Source organism: Runella sp. CRIBMP, from assembly GCF_009905605.1.
Taxonomy (GTDB): Bacteria; Bacteroidota; Bacteroidia; order Cytophagales; family Spirosomataceae; genus Runella.
The window spans coordinates 312905-333415 of the sequence record NZ_JAAAKZ010000003.1 but is presented as its reverse complement, the minus strand read 5'-3'; the positions used below and the strand labels follow the sequence as shown (position 1 = coordinate 333415).

Annotated in this window: 13 protein-coding genes; 10 read left to right on the top strand and 3 right to left on the bottom strand. The window is 45.0% G+C overall.

Annotated features, from left to right (window positions below):
* The first annotated feature begins 23 nt into the window (after positions 1–23).
* From GVN20_RS11270 to GVN20_RS11250, 5 genes are all read left to right on the top strand, one after another.
* Positions 24–362, top strand: coding sequence for a PadR family transcriptional regulator (locus GVN20_RS11270; protein ID WP_166558421.1), 339 nt, complete (start codon positions 24–26; stop codon positions 360–362).
* On the top strand, positions 359–3010 hold the full coding sequence (locus tag GVN20_RS11265; RefSeq protein WP_229599039.1) for an ABC transporter permease: 2652 nt from the start codon (positions 359–361) through the stop codon (positions 3008–3010). Before GVN20_RS11270 ends, GVN20_RS11265 begins: the two co-directional genes overlap by 4 nt.
* Positions 3011–3237: 227 nt before the next feature.
* Positions 3238–5619 (top strand): ABC transporter permease, encoded by a 2382-nt coding sequence (locus tag GVN20_RS11260; protein WP_166558420.1) that lies wholly within the window; start codon positions 3238–3240, stop codon positions 5617–5619.
* Between the two features lie 75 nt (positions 5620–5694).
* A complete protein-coding gene (locus GVN20_RS11255; RefSeq protein WP_166558419.1) occupies positions 5695–8064 on the top strand; it encodes an ABC transporter permease in 2370 nt (789 codons plus the stop codon).
* Between the two features lie 100 nt (positions 8065–8164).
* A complete protein-coding gene (locus GVN20_RS11250) occupies positions 8165–10564 on the top strand; it encodes an ABC transporter permease (protein WP_166558418.1) in 2400 nt (799 codons plus the stop codon).
* Between the two features lie 76 nt (positions 10565–10640).
* Here GVN20_RS11250 and GVN20_RS11245 read toward each other — a convergent pair whose 3' ends face one another.
* On the bottom strand, positions 10641–12044 hold the full coding sequence (locus GVN20_RS11245) for a tail fiber domain-containing protein (RefSeq protein WP_166558417.1): 1404 nt from the start codon (positions 12042–12044) through the stop codon (positions 10641–10643).
* A 254-nt stretch (positions 12045–12298) separates the two neighbouring features.
* The gene (locus GVN20_RS11240) at positions 12299–13147 is read right to left on the bottom strand and encodes a sugar phosphate isomerase/epimerase (protein ID WP_166558416.1); all 849 of its coding nucleotides are present in this window, start codon (positions 13145–13147) and stop codon (positions 12299–12301) included.
* A gap of 257 nt (positions 13148–13404) precedes the next feature.
* Between GVN20_RS11240 and GVN20_RS11235 the strand changes: the two genes are divergently transcribed.
* The 4 genes from GVN20_RS11235 to GVN20_RS11220 all read left to right on the top strand — a co-directional run bounded on the left by GVN20_RS11235 (position 13405) and on the right by GVN20_RS11220 (position 18249).
* Positions 13405–13737 carry a PadR family transcriptional regulator gene (locus GVN20_RS11235; protein WP_166558415.1) on the top strand — a complete coding sequence of 111 codons (333 nt, stop codon included), beginning with the start codon at positions 13405–13407 and terminating at the stop codon, positions 13735–13737.
* A gap of 14 nt (positions 13738–13751) precedes the next feature.
* Positions 13752–16370, top strand: coding sequence for an ABC transporter permease (locus GVN20_RS11230; protein ID WP_166558414.1), 2619 nt, complete (start codon positions 13752–13754; stop codon positions 16368–16370).
* Positions 16371–16453: 83 nt separating this feature from the next.
* On the top strand, positions 16454–17080 hold the full coding sequence (locus GVN20_RS11225) for a bifunctional 2-polyprenyl-6-hydroxyphenol methylase/3-demethylubiquinol 3-O-methyltransferase UbiG (protein WP_166558413.1): 627 nt from the start codon (positions 16454–16456) through the stop codon (positions 17078–17080).
* 119 nt (positions 17081–17199) lie between these two features.
* Complete coding sequence (locus tag GVN20_RS11220) at positions 17200–18249, top strand: histidine kinase (RefSeq protein WP_310586817.1); 1050 nt, start codon at positions 17200–17202, stop codon at positions 18247–18249.
* A 56-nt stretch (positions 18250–18305) separates the two neighbouring features.
* On the opposite strand, the gene GVN20_RS11215 is transcribed toward GVN20_RS11220, so the two are convergent.
* The gene (locus GVN20_RS11215) at positions 18306–18863 is read right to left on the bottom strand and encodes a cupin domain-containing protein (protein ID WP_166558412.1); all 558 of its coding nucleotides are present in this window, start codon (positions 18861–18863) and stop codon (positions 18306–18308) included.
* Between the two features lie 350 nt (positions 18864–19213).
* Between GVN20_RS11215 and GVN20_RS11210 the strand changes: the two genes are divergently transcribed.
* Positions 19214–20365, top strand: a complete 1152-nt coding sequence (locus GVN20_RS11210; RefSeq protein ID WP_166558411.1) for a DUF4249 domain-containing protein — start codon at positions 19214–19216, stop codon at positions 20363–20365.
* The last annotated feature ends 146 nt before the right edge of the window (positions 20366–20511 follow it).

Below are 20511 nucleotides of genomic sequence, written 5' to 3'. Positions count from 1 at the left end.
AATAGAAACTAATCATTGTAGGTATGCGCCGCACTTATTTAGGTGAATTTGAAGAAGTGGTTTTGCTCATGGTAGCCATCCTTGACGGCGAAGCCTACGGCGTTACGGTCAGTCAGGCGTTGGAGGAGCATACAGGTCGGGTTGTAACTTTTGGCACGGTACACAATACGCTTATTCGACTGGAAGAAAAAGGGTTTGTGAGTTCTCAACTCGGCGGGGCCACCAACGAGCGCGGCGGAAGGCGCAAACGTATATTCCAGGCAACCGCTTTAGGAAATCGTGCTTTGCAAGAAATTCAACAACTCCGCCACGAACTCTGGCAAATGATGCCTCCCACCAAACTTAGGCTTACTGGAATATGAAAGCAAATAAACTCCATCCTCCACAGTGGCCCCGACGCGTTTTGCGGTGGTTTCATCCCGCCGAAACCCTCGAAGAAGTCGAAGGTGATTTGGATGAACTATACGCCTATTGGTATCGGCGAGCAGGAAAACGACAGGCAACTTGGCGCTATGTGCTCAATGTCGTCTCGGTGCTTCCCCCTTTTGTAAAACAACGTCAACCCAAAAATGAATACCATCAGCCATCCCTAATTCAGCCCTCTATGTTTCGTAATTATCTAACCATCACCCTGCGCACCTTGGCCCACAACAAGGTGTATTCAGCCATCAATGTTATTGGTTTGAGTATAGGCTTGGCCGCCGCCATGCTGATCATGCTATACACCAAAGATGAGGTCAGTTTTGACCAATTTCACGCCAATAACCCTCACATTTATCGGGTAACGAGCAAATCCATTACGCCCGAGGGCGTAGAAAGTCTTACTGGAAATACTGGGCACTTTCAAGGCCCTAAGTTCGGCGCTGGTGTTCCCGAAATACGCGCTTTTGTACGTTATAAAGGCGAACGCAGCGATATTAAGAAAGGAACGGAAATCAAAAGCTATGAATCTTTTGTGGCTGACAGCAGTTTCTTCTCCATTTTCTCGTTCCCTCTGCTAAGTGGCAATCCCACCACAGCACTCAAAGCGCCTAAATCAGTGGTGATTTCGGAAAAAATGGCCGAACAACATTTCGGAACAACGGATGCTTTAGGAAAAACCCTCCTCGTAAAGAATTCTTATGGCGACGGAAGTGAATTTATACCTTATACCGTGACCGGTGTTTCTAAAAATTGCCCCCAAAACTCTTCTATCAAGTTTGATATGCTTTTCCCTAACGTGGTGAGTAAGGAAGAAATAGAGAGTAACGAAAACTGGTTCAATATTTTCCAGAACACCTTTGTTGTGCTTCAACCCAATGCCGACCTAAAAAAGGTTGAAGCAACCATGAACCGGATTTATCAGGCCGACGCCAAGGAAGCCATTAAGATGATTGCCGAGAAGTACGGGGATAAAAACAAAGTTGTTTATGCCCTTCAGCCTTTTACAGATATGCACTTGAGCAAAGACTTACCAGCTCAAAACGGTTTGCAAGACAGCAGCAATCCCATGTTTTCGTACATCCTGAGCGGCATTGCGCTTTTCATTTTATTGATTGCCTGCATTAATTTCGTGAATTTGACCGTGGCACGTTCGCTGAAACGTGCCAAAGAAATTGGCGTCCGTAAAGTAGTGGGCGGCGGCCGAGGGCAGTTGATTATGCAATTTTTAGGTGAGTCGTTCATTCTGTGTTTTGCCGCTTTTGCCTTTGCCCTGGCCTTGCTGCAACTGGTACTACCAATCTTCAACGAGCTTTCCAACAAAGCACTTTCGTTTTCGTATCTGTTTGATTTCGAATTGGTATTGGGTTATATCGGCCTATTTATCGCCACGGGTTTATTGGCTGGTTTTTATCCCGCGTTGGTTTTATCCAATTATAGTCCCGTGCAAACCCTCTACAGCCGCTTTAATCTTTCAGGCAAAAACTACCTTCAAAAGGGGTTGGTCGTTTTGCAATTTTCACTGGCTTCGTTTCTGATTATTGCCACTTTGACGATTTATTCCCAATTTAACTATCTGACCAACAAAGACTTGGGCTATAACGACAAAAACGTAATCACCATTGAGAAATCCCAAATGAGCCGCAACGAGGCAAAACTATTAAAAGAAGAATTATTAAAAAGCCCGCATATTGTGGATGTAGCGCCAAAAAACGGCGGTAGTTGGGGAACCGTGGCAAAAGTAAACGGAGAAACTCAGCAGAGTTTTGCCTATGAAACTGTCGATGCTACCTATTTTCCACTGTTACAAATTCCCATCATCAAAGGGCGCAATTTCTCGGCTAATTTTCCTTCAGACTCTACCCAATCCATTTTGATTAATGAAACGTTTGCCAAAAAAGTCGGTTGGAAAAATCCGTTGGGACAAGTTGTCAATTTTTGGTACAACGATGACGAAAAATATACCGTTATCGGGGTCGTAAAAGACCATCATTTTGAACCATTGAACTATGAAATCAAACCGCAATTGTTTACTATGAAACCCGGCAATCTATATGGCAAGGTATTCATCAAGATTAAACCTGGTACCGAGACCGCCAGTTTGGGACACGTAGAAAAAACCTATAAAAAGCTGTTCCCCATCAACCCTTATGAATATAAATTCATGGATGAAGAAAACATCAAACGGTACGAAGCGGAAGCCAAATGGAAGCAAATCATGCTTTTCGGGGCGATTCTGACCATTTTTATTTCCTGCATCGGTCTGTTTGGACTGGCTACGCTTTCGGCCGAGCGGCGCACCAAAGAAATCGGAATTCGTAAAGTACTGGGCGCTTCGGTGGCGAGCATCACAACATTGCTTTCGGCCGACTTTCTGAAACTCGTTAGTTTCTCCTTTATTTTCGCTTTTCCTGCGGCTTATTATGCCATCAAAGAATGGTTGCAAAATTATCCTTACCGCATTGACATCAGCGCGTGGACGTTTGCGATAGCTGCCGCCTTATCCATTCTGATTGCTTTTTTCACCGTTAGTTTTCAATCCATTAGAGCCGCATTGGGTAATCCGGTGAAATCGTTGAAGACGGAGTAAAATTAGAGAAAGGGGTAAAAGGAGAATGGAATACGGATTTCTTTCTCCTTTTTCATTTATCGGGAATGGGTAAGGTAGCTTTTAGAAGTGTTCATCTCCGAACAGTCAATGTCCGAAAATGGACATTGACTCCCTCAAAAAAACCGTAATCCACTCAAAATCAAGCCTATTTTTGCGTGGCATGAAGTGTGAGGTAAAGAAAGTACGTATTATCAACCTTTCGATTTATGCTACGTAATTACCTAAAAATCGCGCTACGCACGCTTTGGAAAAATCTCCTCTTTACGGGCATCAACATCGTGGGAATGTCGGTGGGCATGGCTTGTGTGGTGGTTTTGGTGCTTTTTGCCCAAAAATGCCTCACGTTTGATACATTTCACGAAAAAAGTGATCGTATTTATTACGTTCAAACCGAATCTTCCAACGGCCAAAAATACGGGCAAACCGTCTACCCGATTTTGGAGCAATTGCTGAAGGATTATCCCGAAATCGAAACAGGCACGCACGTTCAGACGTGGTACCGGCCGTGGATTCATTACGGCACCAAAGATGTACAAGAGAGCACTGTTTTTGTAGACTCGACTTTCTTTCAGGTGTTTAGCTTTCCGCTCAAATACGGCAACGCCGCCACCGCGCTCAAAGACCCAAACGCCCTGATAGTAAGCGAAAAGATAGCCCAAAATCTATTTGGAGATAGCGACCCCGTAGGCAAAACAGTTACCCTCGACGATACCGTTCAATTCAAGATTTCGGGTGTACTGGCCAAACTCCCCGCCAATTCTTCGCAGCAGTTTGATGTATTGATGCCCGCAAGCACGCTTACTTCTCTCCCCGGATTTAAGAGCAATGCCGACTGGTACAATACTTTTGCGCCCGTGTTTGTGCTGCTCAGAAAAGGAGCCAACAAAGACGCGCTAGAGGCTAAGTTGCCCCAATTGGTAAAAACCCATTTTGCACCCGAATCCCGAAACCAAGTCTTACGACTAAGCGCGTTCAAAAATTTTATTCATGATCAAAACCCTACGTTCAAAGGGCTGATTTATGGAGCCATTGCTATTGCAATTTTTCTGTTGTTAATCATCAGCATTAACCTCATCAACCTCACGATGGCATCAGCATTGCCCCGTATCAAAGAGGTGGCCGTAAAGCAGGTGGCAGGAGCGAGCAAACGCATCATTTTCAATCAATTCTGGACCGAATCGGGCATTGTGATGTTGATTTCCTCGTTTTTGGCCATGCTTTTTGCCATTTATTTTCTGATCCCGTCTTTCAATCAGCTCCGCGACGGGCGTATGCAATTGGATATTTCGTTCGGCAATGATTACCCCACCATTTTAACCGTTTTCGGCATTTCAATGTTGATTGCCTTCATTGCTGGCACGTATCCGGCTTATTACCTCATGGCCCTGAAAACGGCCGAGGCCGTAAAAGGAAAAATTTCCGCTGACCCGCGCCGGGGCCGCCTGCGCCAAAACAGCCTCATTGTCTTGCAATTTGCCCTAGCCGTCGTGCTCATTGTGGCAACCATTGGGCTGCGGCAGCAAATCAATTTCATGAAAACCGCCGATGTTGGTTACGACAAAAACAACGTGCTGGTTTTTAACACCGATTTGGCCTATCGCAACGAAAATGCCGCGCTTTCGGAAGGAAGGGCGTTATTGGACGCACTGCGCCAAAACCCTCACGTGGTGTCGTTTACGGCTTCCGAACTTACGCCCGTGCAGTATTGGCAAAACTTCAATAACTATTTCCCCGAAGGCAACGAGGCAAAAAAGGTCATCTTACGTCACGTAAGCGGTACCGCTGGCTACTTCGAAACGTTTAAGATTCCGTTTATTGAAGGTCGTGGATTTTTGGACAATTCGGCCGACTCCGTCAATCACTCCGTTGTCATCAACGAAGCGGCCATGAAAGCATTCGGTTGGACGAGCGCCGTAGGCAAACGCTTGCGTCAAAACAACAACGACCAAATTTATACGGTGATTGGTGTGACCAAAAATTTTCATTACCAAAGTCTCAAAGATGACGTTGAGCCGCTCCTACATTGGTACGCGGGCAAACAGCAACTCAGTAGCTTTTTAAGTGTACGCCTCACCGACGAATCCAAAGGCAAAGACCTAATAAGCCATCTTGAAGCGCGTTTTAAAAAGATTCCAGCCAGACGAACATTGAATCATTTTTACCTCAGCGATGAAGTGGCCAAATCTTACCAAGCCATCGACAACATCTGGCGCATGACCAGTTTTGTAACGATTCTTGCCATTTTGATTGCGTGTGCGGGGATTTTTGGGTTGATTTCGCTCGTGGCCAAACAGCGCACCAAAGAAATTGGGGTCCGGAAAGTACTGGGCGCGAGCATCAGTAGCATTGCCACCATGCTTTCGGGAGATTTCTTAAAACTCGTTGGTCTTGCGCTACTTATCGGGCTACCCATTTCCTACTGGCTAGGACATAAATTACTCCAGACCTTTGCTTATCGTACCGAAATCAAGTGGTGGTATCTGGCATTGGCGGCCATTGTCGCGTTGGGGATTGCGCTATTTTCGGTCAGTTTTCAAGCCATCAAAGCCGCCTTGAACAATCCTGTGGAAAGTTTAAAAACCGAATAAAATTTAGTTAAGAAATGTACGCTACGTTTTTCTTTCCCATTTCAGTTATAATGTATTTCAACAAAACACACAGCCATGATACGTAACTATTTTAAAATTGCCTGGCGAAACATCGCCCACAACCGCACTTTTTCGGCCATCAACATTCTCGGTCTTGCGCTTGGGATGGCCTGTAGTCTACTCATACTGCTTTGGGTGCAGGACGAACTGAAAATGGATGCCTTCCATGCCAATGGACTGCAGTTGTACCACGTAATGGAACGCCAATACTACGACGGCAAAGTTGATGCCGCCCCTAGTACTCCTGCCTTACTGGCCGACGAACTCAAGAAACAGTTTCCCGAAATCGTCTATGCAGCGGGTTTATCATGGGAAAGTATCCATACTTTTTCGGTCGGTGAAAAACTCAACAAAGAAAAGGGTCGTTTTGCAGGGGCAGATTGGTTTAAAATGTTTAGTATACCACTGCTTGAAGGTTCGGTCCAAACCGCCCTCACTGGACCCGCAAACATTGCTATTTCGCAAAAAATGGCGCAGAATTATTTCGGAAGCCCGCAAGCAGCCGTCGGCAAGAGTATTCGTATTGATAACAAAGCCGATTATTTGGTCACGGCCGTATTTGAAGATTTGCCCCAACATAGCTCCGAAAAATATGATTTCCTGCTCACATGGGATGATTTTATCAGGCGAAACGAATGGATGAAAGACTGGGGCAACAATGCCACCGCCACCCGAATCCAGCTACGCCCCGATGCCAAAGCCGAAGTAGTAGAGGCCAAAATGAAGTCATTTCTGAAGAAATACAACCCCCATTTAGGCAAACAAAACGTTGATATTCAATTGTTTCTTCAGCCTTACCAAGACGCCTATCTCTATTCAAACTTCAAAGATGGATATCAGGATGGAGGGCGTATTGAGTACGTTCGGTTGTTTGGCATTGTGGCCGTTTTTATCCTGTTGATTGCCTGTATCAATTTTATGAACCTTGCCACGGCCCGGTCACTCAAACGCGCCCGCGAAGTAGGCGTACGCAAAGTAGTGGGAGCCGTACGGGGGATATTGATTGGTCAGTTTGTGGGCGAAGCATTACTCCTGACGGCCATGGCGCTGATTGTCGGGGTCACTTTATCGGGCCTCCTATTACCTACTTTTAATACATTGACCGAAAAAAATATTCAGTTGCCTTTTCACCAACTCTCATTTTGGGGAACACTGCTGGGCATGATTTTCCTGACTGGAATCGTGGCAGGAAGCTATCCAGCGCTGTTTTTATCATCGCTGAATCCCATCCGAGTACTCAAAGGCTCCGTCACCTTCGGGGCGGGGGCCCGGTTATTCCGTCAAGGGTTGGTGGTGTTTCAGTTTGTGCTATCAATGTTGCTCATCATCGGAACCATTGTTGTGTATCGGCAACTCGACTTCATTCAAACCAAAAATTTAGGCTACAACCGGGAGAATTTGATTTATTTATCGTCGGAGGGAGACTTACCTAAAAAGTATGACACATTTAAACAGCAACTCCTACAAAGCCAAGGTATTCAGAGCATTACCTTCATGGATGGTACCCCTACTAATACCTTTGGCAGTACTAGTAATGTAAAATGGCCCACCAAAGACCCCAATTCCAGCGTCAGTTTTCAGTTTTCTACCGTTGATTATGATTTTTCCAAAACCTTGAATGTAAAGTTGAAAGGGCGCGATTTTGGGAAAGACTTTGGTATGGATTCCGTGAGTTATTTGATTAACGAGGCTGCTGCCCGCCGGATTGGCTATAAAGACCCCATCGGGAAGCCACTGACGTTGTGGAACAAACCAGGAATCATCGTGGGTGTCTTGGAAGATTTTCATCAAAATTCAATGCACGTAGCCATCGAACCAATGATTGTGAAACTCAGCCGTGATGCATCCAACAAAAATATCATTATCCGAACTCAGCCAGGCCAGACCAAACAAGCGCTGGCAAGCATTGAAAAAACGTGGCGTGAACTGAATCCAAAATTTCCGTTTACGTATCAGTTTGCCGATCAGCAGTTTCAGAATCTATACCGCAGCGAAATGACCATCGGCTCATTGACAAATTACTTTGCCTTTTTGGCCATTTTTATTTCTTGCCTCGGGCTGTTTGGCCTCGCTACCTTTACGGCCGAACAACGCACCAAAGAAATCGGGGTTCGTAAAGTATTGGGGGCATCGGTGTTGAGTGTTACGGCGCTATTGTCAAGAGATTTTCTCAAATTAGTACTCATTTCCATCGTCATTGCTTCGCCGTTGGCTTCATGGCTCATGGATAAGTGGCTGCAAAATTTTGCGTATAAAACCACGGTAGAATGGTGGGTTTACGCACTCTCTGGCGCCTTAGCCATCTTAATTGCCCTCCTGACGGTGAGTTTTCAAAGCATCAAAGCCGCCTTGATGAATCCCGTGAAGAGTTTGAAAGTAGAATAAACTCGCTGGTCGTCCACTAAATAAATCTTAACATTTTTTAACCGTCAATTCTTTTCTTTCTTCTGTACCTTGTAGCCGCAATTCATTACAAATCAGAGGAATGCTAAAGAACTACCTTGAAACAACCCTGCGAAATCTCCGCGCCAAGCGGGTATATACAACGCTGAACATCCTTGGTCTGTCGGTTGGTATGGCAAGTGGTTTACTTATTTTTTTGTTTATAAGTCACCATCTGAGTACCGACCGACACCATCAAAAATTTAACCGTATCTATCGAATCGTCACCGACTTGCATCTGGAAGATGGTTCGGTAGAATACTATCCCGAGGCACCATTGCCTATGGCCAGGGCCTTTCGGGCTGATTTTCCACAAATAGAGCAGGCCGCCTACTTAAAAATGAACCGTGAACTGACGGTCAGCGTACTACTCCCCAATCAATCGGCCCCAAAACGCTTTTTGGAACTCAATACCACCGCCCTTGTTGAAAGCGAATTGTTTGATATTTTGGATTATCAATGGCTCAAAGGCAACCAAAAAACCGCGCTTCGCAAACCCAACACGGTGGTGATTACGCAATCGTTGGCAAAAAAATATTTCGGCACCTTAGACCCTCTAGGTCGGACCATCAATTTAGACAATTTGACCGAAGCCAAAATAACCGGCGTTTTGGCTGACCCTCCCAAAACAACCAACACCGATATTCAACTGTTTATTTCCGCAGCTACGTTGCCGCGCCTTATTCCCGATTTTGACGTCAATGATTGGTGGTCGTTGAATTCAACTGACCGAGTTTATCTTACCCTCAAAAATCCGCTTTCTGCCGCAAGACTGGAAGCCGCACTTCCTGCACTTTCCAAAAAACATTTTGCCGAAAATGCCTCCGTTTTTCAATTCCATATACAACCATTGGCCGATGTTCATTTTGATGTACAACGCATCGGAGGGAGCCCAACCGTCAGGCCTTCTTTGCTTTGGTCATTGGGCGCTGTTGGCTTGTTTTTGGTTTTGATTGCCTGTATCAATTTTATCAATCTGGCCACGGCTCAAGCGCTTAGCCGTGGCAAAGAAATCGGAATTCGTAAAACGCTGGGTAGTACCAAACGTCAGATTAGAGGACAATTTTTACTCGAAACAGCCCTCATTGTGCTAATCTCGGCTGTATTTGCGGTCATTTTTGCCTTGATTTGTATTCCAATATTCAATCAATGGCTACCCAATGGCCCGATGTTTCAATTTACTCCCCAAGCCATTGGTTTTTTGCTGTTGCTGGTGGTGCTTGTTACGGTATTGGCGGGCGGCTATCCTGCTTTTGTTTTGTCGGGTTTTAGTCCGTGGGCAGCGCTAAAAGGCCCGTTGGTTAAGTCGCGCAAAAATTTATCGTTGCGAAAACTCCTAATTATGTTTCAGTTCGGAATTTGTCAGGCACTTTTGGTGGGAACCCTCGTCGTCACCCACCAAGTTCGTTATTTGCAGGACTCTGATTTAGGTTTTAGTAAAAATAATATTGTAATTATCAATTTGCCCAACCCGTCCAAAACAGCCTTGTCAGCATTCAAAAATGACCTGCGCCAATCGCCTTATGTACAATCTATAAGCGCCTGTTACCGACCACCCGCGGCGGCCGTCATGAACGGCGGTTCGTTCAAATTTGGGGGAAAGAGCACTTGGGAGACATTCCCAATTCGGGAACGATTGGCTGATTCTGACTATCTGAGCACTTTTGATTTGCACTTGGCTGCGGGTCGAAATATCACCGAGAGCGATACCATTCGGGAATATTTGGTCAATGAAGCACTACTCAAAAAGCTGAATATCAAAGACTCGAAGCAGATTCTGGGACGCAAACTCGAAACTTATCTCTCGCCAGTGGCTTTACCCATCGTTGGCGTAGTCAAAGATTTTCACCTGCGCTCGCTCCACGAAACAATTCAGCCCTGTTTTATTGCCACTCAAACGGCCCGGTACAAAAAAGTTGGTGTTCAGATTGTGGGGCAGCATCCCGAACAAACACTGCGGTTTATTGAGCAATCGTGGCAAAAACGCTATCCGAATGAGGTATTTACCTACGAATACTTAGACGAGCAATTGGCTAAATTCTACCAAACCGAAACGTTGATTTTTCGGGTTTCCGTCGTTTTTGCGGGCATCGCCATTTTGATCAGTTGCCTTGGCCTGTACGGATTAGTGTTGTTTACCATGACACAACGCACTCAAGAAATAGGTATTCGTAAAGTTCTCGGTGCTTCGGTGGCGGGTATTATTTCACTGCTTTCCAAGGACTTTCTCAAATTGGTAGCCGCTGCCATCGTAGTTGCGTCGCCCTTGGCTTGGTATGCTATGAACCAATGGTTGCAGGATTTTGCGTATCATATTCAAATGGAGTGGTGGATGATTGGGCTAGCAGGCACCTTATCTATCTTTATCACCCTCCTAACGGTGAGTTTCCACAGCATCAAAGCCGCGCTAATGAATCCCGTGAAGAGTTTGAAGGTGAAGTAAAAAAGTAATGGGCAAATAAGGATAAATTAGCTATTTCCTTTCGCCCATTTTCAATATTATTTTCTCTTCTGTCGGCTCATTTCTTTTTCAAGGTCTCCACATCTTTCATCAATTGTGCATAGGATTGTACCAATTCTTCATTTTGTTTTTGGAGTTTTTGGATGAGCTCTTGTTGCTCTTGAATGGCCTTAATGGCTACAACCGACAAGTGAGAATAATCTACCCCGTGTAAGTCAGCAATTTCACCCGCAGCCCCATTTTTTATCGGTACTGTCATTATGTCTACCATTTCGGGAAATACCTCCTTTAGTTCTTGGGCAATAAATCCAATGGATTCTGTAGCATTTGGGCTGCTGTCTATCATCTGGTACCGTGCAGGCCGAAGTCGCATTATTTGACCCAACACGCTTTCTAAATTTTGAATATTCTTTTTCAATCTGCGGTCGCTTGTATCCGACCACCCACCGTCAGTAGGCCGCATCCATCCTTTAGTTGAACCATTGTATTTTGCCATCAGACAGTCAGTTCCGTTATCTGTACTATACACATCTGACTTTAGCTCCCAATTGTTAAAATTCGTATTGTTGATAAGCACCAATCCTGTATTATTAGCGGCCTGTTTTATTTCTAGCGTATATTGGGGGTTACCTGAATTTATACCGAATTTTCCGTTTCCAGCCCCCATAACAACATTGCCCCCGGGGATGTCATTCAGCACGACCCGTCCGTTGTTTTTACCCGCCCGTATGTACGTCTCCTCTCCTACATCGTAATGAAAATGTGAATTGTGGGTAGTCCCAGATACTACTAATGAGCCGTTTGCGTTGGTAGCGCCGCGTGTTATCCACATACCAGTAGTGGAACTGCCCCCGTTTCTCACTCCTATATTGCCATTGCTGAGTAATGTAAAAACCCCCGTAGGAATACTGAAAGAAGAAGTGGAGTTGGATGAACCATAATTAAATGTATTGATAAACATCGCTCCCGTGTTGGGGTCAAAAAACTGCGTAGCGGCATAGCCTTCTCCAATACGTCGTTGTACATTGCTGCCATCGCGGTATTGATTGAAGCCAATTGTAGGCCAATTGCGTTGCAAAGAGAGCCCTGTCCCGTCGGAGCCAAATACCGCCGACGTAGGGCCGTTGCCCAATGCACCAAACACCTCAAATTTCCCACGCGTAGGTACTGAAATACCCACGCCCACGTTACCAGTGTTGGTGGTACTCAAATCATTTCCTATCAATTGCCAGCCCGTTCCCGAAGCAGCGGTACTGCCAAAGTTAGCCCAAAGCGTACCCGTCCAATAGCTGAATTGCTTCAAGTCAGAATCATACACCATCATGCCTTCCGTTTTGTTGGGCAAAGCATTTTTTGTTACGGTGCTCATTTTGGGTATCGTCACTCGGTCTGGAAAAATACCCTGAGCAAAAGTGGAGGAATATACCATAACCCCCAACCACACAGCTGCGATTTTTTTCATAGTGAGAAATGAGTTTTTATCAAATTTAGTGTAAACCCATCAATAAAAATCACACTACTTCCTAAACTTAGTATTCGGCAACGCCAGAGCCCGTAAGGCACTGACTATCTGAATCCTAAATCACTTTCCTCTCCAATAAAACTCGAAAATATAAATGATAAGGGCTGAAAATATCTATCGGAAGAAGTAAGTCACTACACTATAAAAAAGGCAGGCGAAGGCAGGGGGCAGACGCAAGGCCTGCCCTACGGAGTTTATTTCGTTCGGCTATAGATTGCCCGGAAATTCTTCACACTTTCGGCGATTTCGGGGCCGTTGTTTTCCCAGTGATATTCGTATTCAACCGAAATAGGGCCTTTAAAGTTTTGGCGTTTCATTTCAGCAATCACCGCTTCTACTTTACAGTCGCCTGTGCCCCAAACTACGTCGTGATAGCGACCTTCGGGCGTGTCTTTTTTCACGTCTTTAAAGTGCATTCCCAATACATGCCCGTTCAGTTTCTTAAGACATTCGACGGGGTCAAGACCAGAGCGTACCCAGTGGCCAATGTCGGAACAGGAGCCTACATATTTGCTGCCGCCAATCGCGGCCAAGACGGTATCAGGATGCCAATAACGTGAAGGCTTGGGGTGGTTGTGCAAGGCCACATTTATCTTGTATTGGTCAGCCAATTTCCGCACCAACGGCATTTGGGCGGGCGAAGGCTCGGTGTTGATGTTCAAAACACCCATGTCTTTGGCAAATTCAAACAAAGTAGTCCATTCGGCATCGGTTTTGGGGTTGACCACCCCGTATGCTACAATCGTCAATCCTTTGTCTTTTACCAGTTTCTTCACCGCCGTACGCGTAGCAGCATCCATGCTGAAATCCATTTTTCCTTCCAACCCGCCGCCGATGGTTTGCCCTGGGAATGCTTCTACGTATTTGAGACCGCAGCTGTCTATTTTGCGAATGGCTTCGGCAAACGTAAACAACCGAAACGAGTAGGCCTGAGAGCCGAGTTTCCAGCCTGCCTTGTCTTCGGGAGTTTTTTGAGCCTGTACAGATAAAGCCCCCATAGAAAGCAGCAATCCGCATAGGAGGTATTGTGTGATTTGTTTCATAGAATCAATGATTTGTTTTTTTAAAAAGTGTTTGGTTATCTACCTTTACCTATACGTCGATTTTTTTAACCACAAAGAACACTAAGAATTCACAAAGAGCACAAAGTCTCTTTGTCCTAAAGCGTACAAAGTTGTCCGATTATGGACAATCAGCACAATTGCTTCTTTTCAATAAATCCCTAACAATCAATTATTTAACAACAAAACTTTTCAATGGCAAACTATTTGCTCAGCAAAAATAGAAATAATACAAACCGATGAAACGGACGTATCTAGGAGAATTTGAAGAAATCGTTTTACTGACCGTTGCCGTGCTAGATGGCCAAGCCTACGGCGTAGTACTGATGCACGAAATCATTGAACAAACGGGCCGGAGTGTTCGACTGAATCAGGTGCATTCGGCCTTGCAACGTCTGGAAGAAAAAGGGATGGTCAGCTCAGAGATGGGCGAACCTACCAACGAGCGCGGCGGACGCCGCAAACGCCTGTTTTCAGTTACGGCCTACGGGCACCGCACCTTGCAAGAAATTCAGGAAGTGCGGGTCAGTTTTTGGAGCAGATTAACGAGCCCCTTGAAATTATCTGTTTAATCCCGCCTTTACCGATGAAAACTCAACCGCCCATCTTAGCCAATAAACTACTCAAATGGTTTTGCGCCCCGCATTTGTTGGAAGACATTCAAGGCGACCTCCACGAAGAGTTTGCTTTTCAAGTCAAACGCATCGGCCTACGAGGTGCGCAGTGGCTTTACTGGCGGGAAGTGCTGGGATTTATGAAGCCGCGCTACCTCAAGCGGCTCCCTCAAAAATATCCAATAACCTATTCATACAGCCCCGATATGTTACAAAACTATTTCAAAATTGCGGTTCGAAATCTCTTTAAAAACCGTACGTTTTCAATCATCAATATTTCTGGATTGGCCATGGGGCTGGTCTGTTGTTTGGCCATTGGGCTGTACGTATGGGACGAATACCAATACGACCGCGCCGTGCCGCAATTTGAACAGACATATCGGGTGACGGAAAAGCAAAAACAAGCCACGGGGCTTTATGACATTGCCGTAACTCCCGGCCCGCTGGCTCCGGCGCTCAAAAATGATTTTCCCGAAATTACCGAAACGGTTCGCGTCGGAGCGTGGTCGGGATTGCTTCAATATCAACAAACTGCGGTGGAACCCGAAGCCATGCGAGTGGTTGACCCTTCTTTTTGGTCGTTTTTTGGGTTCAAACTCTTAAAAGGGAATCCGCAAACGGTGTTAACCTCCCCCGACGAAATCGTTATCAGTGAAGCCGTGGCCGAGCGTTTTTTTGGCAAAGACTGGCGAGCTCAATCCGTTTTAGGAAAAACCATCCATTATAATCAAGAACGTCCGCTTCGATTGTCGGGCATTGTTGAAAACGCTCCTGCGCGTTCGCATCTTCAATTTGATGTATTGTTGCCCTTTAAATATTTTGAATTAAATGATAAATGGAGCTACAATTGGGACAGCAATAATTACCATACCTACCTCAAAATCAGACCAGATGCCAACATCGCTACTTTCAGTCAGAAGCTGGTAGGCCAACTAAAAAAATACAATAAAGGCAACGAAACACCGCTTTTGCTGCAACCCCTGCGCGACATTCATTTGTATTCCGACTTCGATTTTGGCACCGATTGGGGCAAGCACGGTGACATCCGCTACGTCCGAATCTTCATCATTGTGGGGTTGATTGTACTGCTCATTGCTCTATTCAATTTCATCAATTTATCTACCGCACGGGCCACGCAACGGGCACGGGAAGTAGGAGTTCGCAAAAGTGTGGGCGCGTTACGCTCCAGCCTGATTGCGCAGTTTTGGGGCGAGTCTTTGTTAATGACCTCATTGGCGTTGGGCATTGGATTGGTACTGCTTCACTCATTAATGCCTTTTTTCAACGAGTTGTCTGGTAAGGTAATGACGGTACCTTTCCAACAACCGCTGTTTTGGGTTTCCATGGTGGGCGTGTTACTATTTATCAGCTTTTTGACTGGACTGTATCCCGCTTTTTATCTTTCTTCTTTTCGTCCAGTCAGTGTGTTGAAAGGCGTTTTCGATAAAAAATCAGGTGTCGGCTTTCGGAAAACATTGGTCGTGACCCAATTTGTGATGTCAATCGTGTTGATTATTGGCACGGTGGGATTGTATCAGCAATTGCAGTTCATGCAAAACAAAAAATTAGGTTTTGACAAAGAACAGTTACTCTATGTACGCCTCAAAGGAGATGTACGTCAAAAAGCATTCACACTGAAAGAGTTACTGACAAAACAGAGCAGTATTGCATCGGTTTCGGCTACCACGAGTACGTTGGTCAATATGCAAAACACTTCGTATATCGAATGGGACGGAAAGACGCCCAAAAATGAATTTTTGATCACCCAAATGAATGTGGACGCTGATTTTCTAAAAACAACTGGCATGACATTGGCCGCGGGGCGCAACTTCTCTGCCTCCATAGCAAGCGACAGAAGTAACAAGTTTGGCACCTATCTCATCAACGAAACCGCCGCTCGCCGCATGGGGTGGACACCACAAAAAGCATTGGGTAAAAAAGTAAATTTTTGGGGCTTAGACGGAGAAATTGTAGGGGTATTACGCGACTTCCATTTCCGCCCGATGAATGTTAAAATCGAACCATTCATCGTCCGCTTTCGCCCTAAAGAATCCTATTTCAATCTATTAATTAAAACTCGTCCCACTCATACCCAACAAGCCTTGGCCGACATTGCCCGAATCTATAAAAAATTTGAGCCAAATCAACCGTTCAGTTACGGGTTTGTCAATGATGATTTGGAACGCCAATATGCCCTTGAGCAACGCACTGGACAGCTGCTCTTATGCTTTTCTCTCCTCACGATTTTGATTGCCTGCTTGGGTTTGTTTGGTTTGGCCACTTTCACCGCCGAGCAACGCATCAAAGAAATCGGTATTCGAAAAGTAATGGGAGCCTCCATTGCAAATATCACTGGTTTACTATCCAAAGACTTTATCAAATTGGTGTTGATTGCCAACGGCATTGCATTTCCGTTGGCCCACTACGGTCTGAACCACTGGCTACACGATTTTGAGTATCGTATTGGTATTGAATGTTGGATTTTTGGCGTGGCTGGTATCTCGGCCATTGGAATTTCCTTGCTAACGGTGAGTTTTCAGGCTATTAAAGCCGCATTGATGAATCCGGTGAAGAGTTTGAAAACGGAATAAAGTTTAAAAAAAGAAAAACGGAGCCCAGAGAAAATAGAAAAAGTGAAGCTTGCCGATAAAATTGGTATAAGGAATTTCACATCATGAAAGACCCTAAACACATTGTACAACAAGGCTATGACCGCCTAGGCAGTCGCTACCGCGAACACTATGAAAATACAAACCCAGAACGGTATCTTGATTGGCTAACAAAATTAGCTCAACTTTTGCCATCCAATGCCAACCTCCTTGAGCTGGGCTGTGCCGATGGGATTCCAACGGCCCGTTTTCTAAGCCCAGGTTTCAAGTACTTAGGAATAGACATTTCTCCTGTACAAATCGAACTGGCCCGCAACAACGTTCCTAATGCTCACTTTGAGGTCGTCGATATGTCTATCCTAAACTTTCCCGCCTCTTCGTTTGATGGGATTATTGCACTGTATTCGCTTATTCATGTTCCTCTGGCCGAGCAACCTACACTAATAAACGCTGTCTATCAATGGCTTAAGCCCAACGGCTATTTTCTCTGTGTGGTGGGGGCTGATGAGTGGACAGGTACAGAAGCAAACTGGATTGAATCTGGTACGCTTATGTACTGGAGCCAAGCGGATGCGGCCACGTATCAATCATGGTTTATTGAAAGTGGATTTAAGATTGTTGAACATTGCTTTGTGCCCGAAGGAACCAGCGGACACACATTCTTTTTCGCACAAAAGATGGCGTATATTTAACAAAAATTGTCTAATGGCTCACCCCCCTTTATAATTTCGTGTTTTTTTAGGTCATTAGCGCTTTGCCAATCATGCCAAAATTTGTATTTTTACCATAACATTCTCTATTTTGATTCGGTGTGCAAACAATAATTACCGACGATTCTCAACGTGCTAAACCCAACGACAAATGGTTTCGACTCATCGGAGTTCCCGTGTCAGTTTTGCCATTTGTATTCTTTTACATACGAGAATATGGTTTTGAGTGGTCATTGGTGTGGCTGACCTTTGGTTGGGGATTGATAACAACAGGCCTAAGTTGGGAATTGCTACGCTGGTGGGTATTTCAGGCACGGGCCAAGTATTTCCAAATTGATAATACTGGTCGACGCGTTCTACTTACGTTTATCGGTTACGCGGTATTAACCTCCTTGATACAGCCCCTCGAAACTTGGGGGCTCAGCCAGATTGACCCTACGGGTCTAATTGCTGATCCAACTCCCCGCGTGTATCTGACCCATATTGCGATGGCCATTTCGTTTGCTTTCATTGTGGGGGGCGTCTATGAGGTCATTTACTATCTGAAATTGTACCGATTAGCCCTGACGGATGCCGAAGCCCTCAAGAAGGCAAAGATGCAAACCGAGTTAGATGCGCTACGCCAGCAAGTCAATCCACACTTTTTGTTCAATAGCCTTAATTCGTTAACCGCCCTAATCGGCGAAGACCCGCAGAAAGCCGAAACCTTTAGTGAGGAGCTGAGTTCGGTATATCGATATCTACTCCGCTGCAACGACGCAACATTGGTGCCACTGTCGGCAGAACTAGACTTTCTTAACTCCTACTACCACTTACTCAAAACTCGCCATGGAGATTCACTTATATTAAGCGCAAATGTTTTGCCCAACGGTGAGGAACGGCAACTTCCCCCCTTAACGCTGCAACTATTGATTGAGAACGCCGTTAAGCACAACATCATATTGCCCGAACAGCCACTAAACATCAATTTGTATCTTGACGAATCAAATTGGCTTGTGGTCAGCAATAACATACAACGTAAATCTACTCGGGTGTTGAGCAACGGCGTGGGCTTGAGTAATATATTAACCAAGTATCGAATGCTAGGACAACCCGCGCCCATCATTGAGGATGACGGGCGCGAATTTCGCGTAACGCTACCACTGGTGTGATTTTCTATGCCATACCCCTTAATAGATTTTAGTATTGAGCAAGTTGTGGGGGTGTTTTAGAGGTGTTTTATTGGTTCGGGGGCATCTTTAAAATGCTCGTATTTATTAAGTAGTTTACCGATTCGATACACGACGGGCAGAATAACTTTCCTGACAAAAACGGGCATTTCGTTCATCTCATATTCGCTGGCATAACGGATGATGAGATAAGCCGCATCAAAAACTTCAGGTTGGGCTTTGCCTGATTTTTTCTGAGCAGCAAAAATGCTACTCAGAAAAAAAATACTGGTGTTGGCAGGCTTCAACCACCCTTCACAGTGCAACACATCAGGGCCAGCGTTCCAAAAACGGTGCGGGGTACCTCGTTTGAACACAATCGACTCTCCCGCATTTGCGTATTGCTCCGGCTGTCCAGCCACCTGATACCCAATTCGCCCTTTCAAGACTGTAAAACCTTCATCTTGTAGCCAATGTGTATGCATGGGTGGGCCGCTGCCAGGCTGCACAAAATTCTCGGCGACCAAAACATCCCCGTCTGGTTCGTGCAATAAACGCCTGAAAATCAACTTTTCACCAAGGAGATTATCGATGGTATGTGGCAATAAATAGTTCATAGCTGTAATAGATTTATTGTTTATTTGAAATTTATCATTGATGCATCTTATACAGGAATACACCGTTAAGGACTGTTTATAATAAAAACTTTCAATGGCATACTTGACTACTGTACCATGAAGTATGGGTGCAAAGATGGACCTTGGGTTAAGCGTGGCCAATAGTGAATGAAATAGAACGGAAAAAGTTGTCATTAAAGCGACCTAATAGGGACATAAAACGACTCCCATTAATAATCAACAAATGATATGCAGCGCTTGAAGCAGCCCAATGAAGCCCAAAAAAATAGGTATTTGTTGTAGGTATTCTAATGAGAGACAGAACTTTATAGAATAAGTCCCACTAAGTCATGAAAAATCAGTTTAAGCTACTTTATCTATCCATTCTCTCGTTGGCGCTGTATTTACTGTATAGTTGTGTTCAACCCTATATGCCTCCAGAAATCACTCATGCAGGCAACTTTCTGGTAGTGGATGGCTCGTTGAATGTCGGTCCTTTGGCTAATAGCGAAATCAAGCTGAGCCATACCCAAAATATAAATGAGAAGGAGCCACCCAAGGTGGAGCGCGAGGCCACGGTCATTGTAGAAGGTGACAAAGGCAGCAATTTTAGATTTGTAGAAGTGCAACCCGGAACTTATACATTGGGGGCCATTGCTTATGTAACTAACGAAGAATTCCGACTTCATATCCGCACAAAAAATGGCAAAGAATACATCTCTCAGTATGTGCCAGCCATGCAAACTCCTCCCATTGATAGTGTCACTTACCAGGTAAGTCCAGAAAATACAGGCGTACAAATTAATGTTAATACGCACGACCCATTAAATAAGACGCGCTTCTACCGGTGGAATTTTGAAGAAACTTGGGAGTATCAAATGCCGCTGTATACAGGCTATGAAGTTATCGGCAAACAAATTAAGGGGCGAACAGAAGATGTTAATAGGTGTTGGGATAATCGTAAATCATCGCTGATTACGGTTGCCTCTTCCATTAAACTCAGTGAGGATGTTATTCGAGATATGCCGATTACGTTTGTCCCTGTCCTCGGCGACAAGTTGCGGATTAAATACAGTATTCTGGTAAGACAGTATGGAATTTCGCAGCAGGAATTTGAGTACTGGAACGCGCTATCTCGAACCAACGAAGTGACGGGTGGGCTGTTTGATTCTCAGCCATCGCAGGTAACGGGCAATATTTCTTGTGTCAATGATCCTAATGAAATTGTTTTTGGTTTTTTTAGTGCCTCCTCATTAGAAGAAAAGCGGCTGTTTATTACAGAAAATCTGGGCGGACTTACTTTTTTGGACAAATCCTGCGAGCCCCTTGATACGTTGCCCGCATCTGAGGCTGTAAGGATGTTTGAGATGTTGTCTCATCTGATATTGGTAGAATTCCCCGTCCCTGGTTCTCAAGAACTTTGGTATACCACTGGCAGTGCGGCCTGTAGTGATTGCCGAGAACTGGGGGGAACAAACAAAAAACCAACTTTTTGGAAATAGTCAGTCAATGGTACGACCCAGTTAGGAATGAGTTTTCTGAGGCTAATTTGCTAATCAAACAAGGAATCATTAAAGCCTCTTCTCCCCAAAATGGCGATACAGTATTGGGGCTGAAGAAAAAATATATTTCCATTCATCGGTGTGTT

Coding starts and splice junctions, on each gene's coding strand:
- GVN20_RS11270 (WP_166558421.1), top strand. CDS start 24: ATGCGCCGCACTTATTTAGGTGAATTTGAAGAAGTGGTTTTGCTCATG.
- GVN20_RS11210 (WP_166558411.1), top strand. CDS start 19,214: ATGAAAAATCAGTTTAAGCTACTTTATCTATCCATTCTCTCGTTGGCG.
- GVN20_RS11260 (WP_166558420.1), top strand. CDS start 3,238: ATGCTACGTAATTACCTAAAAATCGCGCTACGCACGCTTTGGAAAAAT.
- GVN20_RS11240 (WP_166558416.1), bottom strand. CDS start 13,147: ATGAAACAAATCACACAATACCTCCTATGCGGATTGCTGCTTTCTATG.
- GVN20_RS11265 (WP_229599039.1), top strand. CDS start 359: ATGAAAGCAAATAAACTCCATCCTCCACAGTGGCCCCGACGCGTTTTG.
- GVN20_RS11235 (WP_166558415.1), top strand. CDS start 13,405: ATGAAACGGACGTATCTAGGAGAATTTGAAGAAATCGTTTTACTGACC.
- GVN20_RS11250 (WP_166558418.1), top strand. CDS start 8,165: ATGCTAAAGAACTACCTTGAAACAACCCTGCGAAATCTCCGCGCCAAG.
- GVN20_RS11255 (WP_166558419.1), top strand. CDS start 5,695: ATGATACGTAACTATTTTAAAATTGCCTGGCGAAACATCGCCCACAAC.
- GVN20_RS11245 (WP_166558417.1), bottom strand. CDS start 12,044: ATGAAAAAAATCGCAGCTGTGTGGTTGGGGGTTATGGTATATTCCTCC.
- GVN20_RS11225 (WP_166558413.1), top strand. CDS start 16,454: ATGAAAGACCCTAAACACATTGTACAACAAGGCTATGACCGCCTAGGC.
- GVN20_RS11215 (WP_166558412.1), bottom strand. CDS start 18,863: ATGAACTATTTATTGCCACATACCATCGATAATCTCCTTGGTGAAAAG.
- GVN20_RS11230 (WP_166558414.1), top strand. CDS start 13,752: ATGAAAACTCAACCGCCCATCTTAGCCAATAAACTACTCAAATGGTTT.